At 51.8% G+C, this 6,000-nt stretch carries 5 protein-coding genes; all 5 read left to right on the forward strand.

The annotated features are described in order from the left end of the window. The first annotated feature begins 139 nt into the window (after positions 1-139). Positions 140-1,108 (forward strand): carbohydrate ABC transporter permease, encoded by a 969-nt coding sequence (locus tag BMW41_RS03970; protein ID WP_242841531.1) that lies wholly within the window; start codon positions 140-142, stop codon positions 1,106-1,108. A 66-nt stretch (positions 1,109-1,174) separates the two neighbouring features. Further along, a complete protein-coding gene (locus BMW41_RS03975) occupies positions 1,175-2,068 on the forward strand; it encodes a carbohydrate ABC transporter permease (protein ID WP_242841530.1) in 894 nt (297 codons plus the stop codon). 459 nt (positions 2,069-2,527) lie between these two features. Further along, positions 2,528-3,544 (forward strand): PHP domain-containing protein, encoded by a 1,017-nt coding sequence (locus BMW41_RS03980; RefSeq protein WP_074648951.1) that lies wholly within the window; start codon positions 2,528-2,530, stop codon positions 3,542-3,544. Positions 3,545-3,728: 184 nt separating this feature from the next. Beyond that, complete coding sequence (locus tag BMW41_RS03985; RefSeq protein ID WP_074648952.1) at positions 3,729-4,985, forward strand: hypothetical protein; 1,257 nt, start codon at positions 3,729-3,731, stop codon at positions 4,983-4,985. 6 nt (positions 4,986-4,991) lie between these two features. Continuing rightward, complete coding sequence (locus BMW41_RS03990; RefSeq protein WP_074648953.1) at positions 4,992-5,549, forward strand: HD domain-containing protein; 558 nt, start codon at positions 4,992-4,994, stop codon at positions 5,547-5,549. Positions 5,550-6,000 lie beyond the last annotated feature (451 nt).

The following is a 6,000-nucleotide window of genomic DNA, read 5'->3' on the forward strand; positions in this document are numbered from 1 at the left end:
AGAAGAAGAGAAATGTCCCCGGTCCTCCTACAGGTTATCCCTGCGGGAGGACTTTTGCGTTTCGCGTCATAGAGTTTTGACAGTCAGGAGACGGGGGACCGAAGTTCGCCTGCAGACTTTGCTTTTGGGGGAGAAATCTATGGTTGATATGGAAATAAAAGAGAATACGAAACCCGAGACAGGCGCTTCGGCGGGAAAGACACCGGCGAAGGCCGGGCTGAATCCGCGGCAGAAAGAGAAAATCGGCGATTTCCTCTGCATTGTGCCGGCACTCGTTCTTCTCATGGTCTTTGTTTATTATCCGATCGTCCGGCTGTTTCAGATCAGCCTGACCGACTGGAATCTTCTGAATGAGACATGGCATTTTGTCGGACTCAAGAATTGGGAGTGGCTGTTCGCCGGAACCGGAGCGAAATATCTCTGGAACTCTCTCGAGGTTACCTTCCTCTATTCGCTCGGGGAGCTGACCGTAACTATCGTCGGCGGAATGATCTTTGCACTGCTGTTCAACCGCATGACGAAATCGTTCAGCGTGCTGAGAGCCATCATTTTTATGCCGAAGTATGTGGCCATGTCTTCCGCGGCGGTTATCTTTCTCTGGATTCTCAACACGGAGTCCGGTGTTCTGAATTATGCGCTGAGTTACCTTGGCATCGCTCCGATCGACTGGCTGAATCAGAAAGCGACGGCACTTCCGTCGGTGCTGATGCTCACCGGATGGCGCTGCATCGGGTACGGCATGATGATTTATCTGGCCGCCATGGCAGGGATCTCGAAAGATTATTATGAGGCGTCCGCGCTGGACGGGGCGGATTCGACACAGCAGTTCTTCCGGATCACGCTTCCCCTTCTCGGACCGACCACATTGTTCCTCTTTGTCACCACCTTCCTCTCGTCGATGAAGGTATTCCAGTCGGTGGATATCCTGACGTCCGGCGGACCGAACCGTGCGACTGAAGTATTCGTCTATCTGATCTACCGATATGCGATGGTTGATTTCCGCATGGACCGCGCGGCGACGGCAGCGGTGATGTTCTTCCTGATTCTTCTGGTGATCACGGTAGCAACCATGAAGATCTCGAAAGGAAAGATTACCTACGATTCATAATCGGACGGGAAAACAGAGTCCCAGTGCATGCTTTGCCCGCACAGGTCACAGGAAGAGAGGAAGAAAATGGCGAATACAATGGTTGCAGTGGACCCGCAGGGCCACGAATTTTCGGTAAAGAAGAAAAACAAGAAACATACGGCGGGATGGTGGGCACAGACCGTGGCAGCGGTGGTGATCACGGTCATCATGCTGTTCCCGCTCTATTGGATGATCAGCACGTCCTTCAAGTCGGCGGAAGAGGTGCAGCTGCCGTTCCCGACACTGTTTCCGAGATCCTTCCACCCGGAAAACTACGGATATGTGCTTCAGAAAGCAAACTTCCTGAAGTACTACTGGAACACGATCGTGATGACCGCAGGAATCCTGATCTCTCAGGTGGTGACGGGAATCCTTGCGGCTTACGGCTTTGCGAGAGGACATTTTAAATTCCGCGACGGGTTCTTCTATATCGTGCTCGGCGCGCTGATGATTCCGCTGCAGGTCACCTTTATCCCGATCTACATCATGTGCTCGGACTGGACCATGAATGACACCTATCTGGGACTGATCCTTCCGGAGGCAGTTTCAGCCTACTATATTTTCATGCTCCGGAACAGCTTTATGTCCATTGACCAGTCCTACATCGATGCGGGAAGAATCGACGGACTCGGCCGCCTCGGCTGCATCTGGTATGTTCTCGTTCCGATGAGCAAGGCGAGCATTTACACCATCACTCTCGTGACCTTCACCAACGGCTGGAATGCTTATTTCTGGCCGAAGATCATTGCGGGCAATGAGGTGAGAAGAGTCCTGACGGTCGGACTCGCATATCTGAAGAATACCTTTGCCGGCCAGGCGGTATCCAACTATCACCAGATCATGGCGGGCGCAGTTCTGGCCATTCTTCCGGTTGTCATTCTGTTCTTCATTTTCCAGAAGTATATGATGACCGGATACTCCAAGGCGGCGATGAAGTAACCGGACTGAAACAAGGAGAAACGCCCGGGCAAAACCGGAAAAAGGTAAATCGGAAAAAGGTAAAACGGAAAGAAAAGCCGAATAAGAAAAAGAATGAGACAAACCGGATAAGACAAAACGAATAAGAAAACCAAAAAAATAAATCCGGAAAAAGAAAAAAGTAAATCGAAAAAAAGAAATAGCAAAAAAGAAATTGCAAAAAAGAAATTGCAAAAATGAAAAGGAACAGGGCGGGAGTTTCCGGCATCGATACGGAGACTTTCGCCGGTTTCGTTTCAGAGGGCGGTTCCGCATTTCCATTTCCTGCGAAAGAAAGCGCTCCGTGTGATGCGCACACCGCTGAAAGGGTTTCTTAATTTGACATTTTGTGCGGATAAAGTAAAATGAAGGAACAAGCGCTGAAAGGACAGGAGAACGGAAGCCGTCCTGAGGACCTTGTCAGTCAGATTGAGGCGAAAGATGGATATTATCGGAAAAGGACAACATCAGTACAAAGCGAATCTTCACAGTCATACCACGATTTCCGACGGAAATCTGACACCGGAAGCGATGGCGCAGGCTTATCGGGAACGCGGATATTCGATCCTTGCGATCACCGATCATGAGGCGCCGATGGCGCACCCGGAGCTGAACCGCGAAGATTTTCTTATGATTACCGGATACGAGGCATATATCCGGCCGGATCCCGAGTGCCGCTATGATCCGCTCCATCCGGAGATCCACATCAACCTTCTGGCAAAAAGGCCGGAGTGTGAGACTTATGTCGGCTATGATCCGAAGTTCTGCAAATATCTTCCGCATGAGATTGCGGAAAAGCGGCCGAAGTGCGGACCGGAGGGACCGCGCCTCTATACGGTGGAATATATCCAGAATTTCATTGACTGTGCCCGCGCGGCCGGCTACCTTGTGGCGATGAACCATCCGGTGTGGTCCATGGAAAGCGAGGATACGCTTCTTCGGCTGAACGGACTCTACAGCCTCGAGATCTACAATACGGGATCGTATACGATCAACGGGAGCGAGTGCAACAACGGGCTGTATGACGCATTTCTCATGAACGGAAAGATGCTGTACTGCCACGGCGCGGACGATAACCATAACAAGAAGCCGTTTGATGATCTTCTGAGCGATTCCTTCGGAAGCTGGACCATGGTGATGGCGGAGGAGCTGACTTATCCCGCTGTTATGGAGGCACTGAAAAAAGGAAACTTTTATGCGTCGACGGGACCGGAGATCCGGTGTCTGACCGCAGAACACGGGCATGTCCATGTGGAGATGAGCGGAGTTCAGAGAGCGATCCTTGTGCGGAGCATGAAACTGTGCCAGAATGTTTACCGGCCGGACGGCGGCGAGATCACCCGGGCGGATTTTGACCTTCCGGAAGATACAGAATATGCGTATCTGATTCTTCGCGACCGTTACGGAAAAGAGGCGCATACGAGGGCATTTACCAGGAAAGAACTGGGCCTGGAGTAAATGCGGCCGGTCCGGAATAAATAAAACAGAACACTCTGCCGGTACAGAAGCGGTATTCTGTGCCGGCAGAGTTTGTGAAAGCGGCGGGGCCGGAAATGTTTCCCGATGCGAGGACTGCCGCGGGATGTTGGAGACCGCGGAGTGCTGTCTCCGACAGGAAAATGGAACAGACAGGAGAGTATATATGACAAAACGAACAGGACGAAGCGGAAAGGTCTGTAAGGCTGCGGCTTTTGCGGCAGCAATGCTGACGGCAGCGGGCATTGCCGCCTGCGGGCCGAAGCAGGATGCAAAGGATACGTCTGTGGCAGTTGCGACAGAGGCGACAAAAGAGACTGTGGAAAATGCAGAGAGCGCAGCAGGCGCGGAAGACGTTTCCACGGAGGTAGCGGAGAGTGCAGCGGATGCGGAAGACCGTTCCGCGGCGGAGAGCGGATCCGTTGCGGAAACCGGTTTGCGTCTGACACAGACCAAAACGGTCGGCAAGCCGACTTATACCGGTATAAAAGAATACAAACCGTTTCTCAAATCCGCAAAGCCGTGGGCGGTGATTCCGGGACTGAATGAGGGAATGATCCCGCAGGGAATGTGCTACTGCGCGGAAGATAAGAGAACGTATATTGCAAGCTATTCCAAGGCGGATATTCCGTCGGTGATCAGCATTCTGGATGAGGATGGAGTCCTGACTGCGGAGGCATATCTCTATAATGCGGATGGAAGCCGTTTTTCCAGCCATGTCGGCGGACTGGCGATCTCCGACGATACGCTCTTCGTGTCAGCGCCCGCGGATGCGGAGGGACACTATCAGGTGGCGGAGATTCCGATGAAGGAACTGGAAGGCGAGGGAACTAAGGAAGTTAAGATCAAAAAGACCTTCCGTGTACCGGTTTCCCCGTCCTTTATGAATTTTTCCGACGGTTGTCTGTGGGTCGGCAATTTTTATCACCCGAAGGGGAATTATGATCTGTCCGCGGACATGAATTATACGACCAAGGCTGAAAATGCCGAGTATGGCTGCTATATTCTGGGATACGATCTCTCCAAAAAGAGCGTGGAGCGCTTCGATGAAGCCGGCCCGGACGGATATCCGGTCCCGGATATGGTGATGGCGGCTCCGGACCGGATTCAGGGAATCACGAGTCTCTCAAACGGTCAGATGCTGCTGAGCCAGTCTTACGGAAGAAAATCAGAATCCCGTCTGATGTCCTTTGACACGAGCTCAACACATGCGACGCTGCAGGATTTTCAGGTCGGCAGTTCCAAAGTGCCGGGCTTTATTCTGGACTCCAATTGTCTGACCAAAGCCGTGACGGCGCTGCCAATGACGGAAGCGGTATCGGCAACACCGGACGGAATGATTCTGGTAAGTTTTGAGTCCGGCGCGATGCATTATTCCGACGGAAAGGACCGCACAGACCATATCTGGAAGATGGAGTGGTAACATTATATGTATACCGATAAGACAATTACAATCACAACATACACCGGAAAGCATATTGATCCGATGAATCCGGAAGTGGAAATGCTGGATATTGAGGACATCGCCCATGCACTTCCGTACCTTTGCCGGGGCAACGGACATGTCCGCACGTTCTTTTCGGTGGGACAGCACTGCATCAACTGTGCGAGGGAGGCGGAGGCCAGAGATCTCCCGCCGAGAATGATTCTGGCATGCCTGATCCATGACGCCAGTGAGTGCTATCTGTCCGATGTGCCGAGACCGGTGAAGATCCGTATGCCGGAATATAAGGAGCAGGAGAACCGGCTTCTGGACATGATCTACGAAAAGTTTCTGGGAACACCACTGACGGAGGAAGAAAAAGCGATTGTAAAGGGAATTGATGACGATATGCTCTGGTATGACATGACGGAACTGCTCCGGCAGGAGATGGACCGCCCGAAACCGGAACTGCATATCTATCTGAATTTCAGCTGGAGACCGTTTGCGGATGTGGAGGAAGAGTATCTCGATCTCTATCGAACGTATGCGCCGAAAGTGCAGTGATGTCCCGGCGGCCAGGAGGGCGGAACGGCGAAAAAAGCTTGACTTTTTTTGAAGCAATATGCTATTCTACGGGACGTCGCTTTGCGAATGATCGTGCTATTCGGGAAGTATCCCGATAACACAAATGATAGAAACTCCGTGATCAGGATTTCACCTGGTCCGGAGTTTTTTTATTTCCTAGGAAATTTCTCCGAAATTCCCTAGGAAATAAAAACGTTCCGCGAGGATGCGCACGCCGCTGTAAGCAAATTCACTAAGCTCGAGAAAACCAGCCGCAGCACACTATTTCACTAAGCGGCAAAGCTGCTAAGTGAAATATGTGTCGCTAAGTGAATTTCCATGGCACGCACTAAGCTCGAAAAGACCAGCCGCAGCACGCTATTTCACTAAGCGGCAAAGCCGCTAAGTGAAATATGTGTCGCTAAGAGCTTCGCCAAGGAAGCTGTCACCT

This window comes from [Clostridium] aminophilum (genome assembly GCF_900101295.1).
In the GTDB taxonomy this organism is placed as follows: domain Bacteria; phylum Bacillota; class Clostridia; order Lachnospirales; family Lachnospiraceae; genus Clostridium_R; species Clostridium_R aminophilum_A.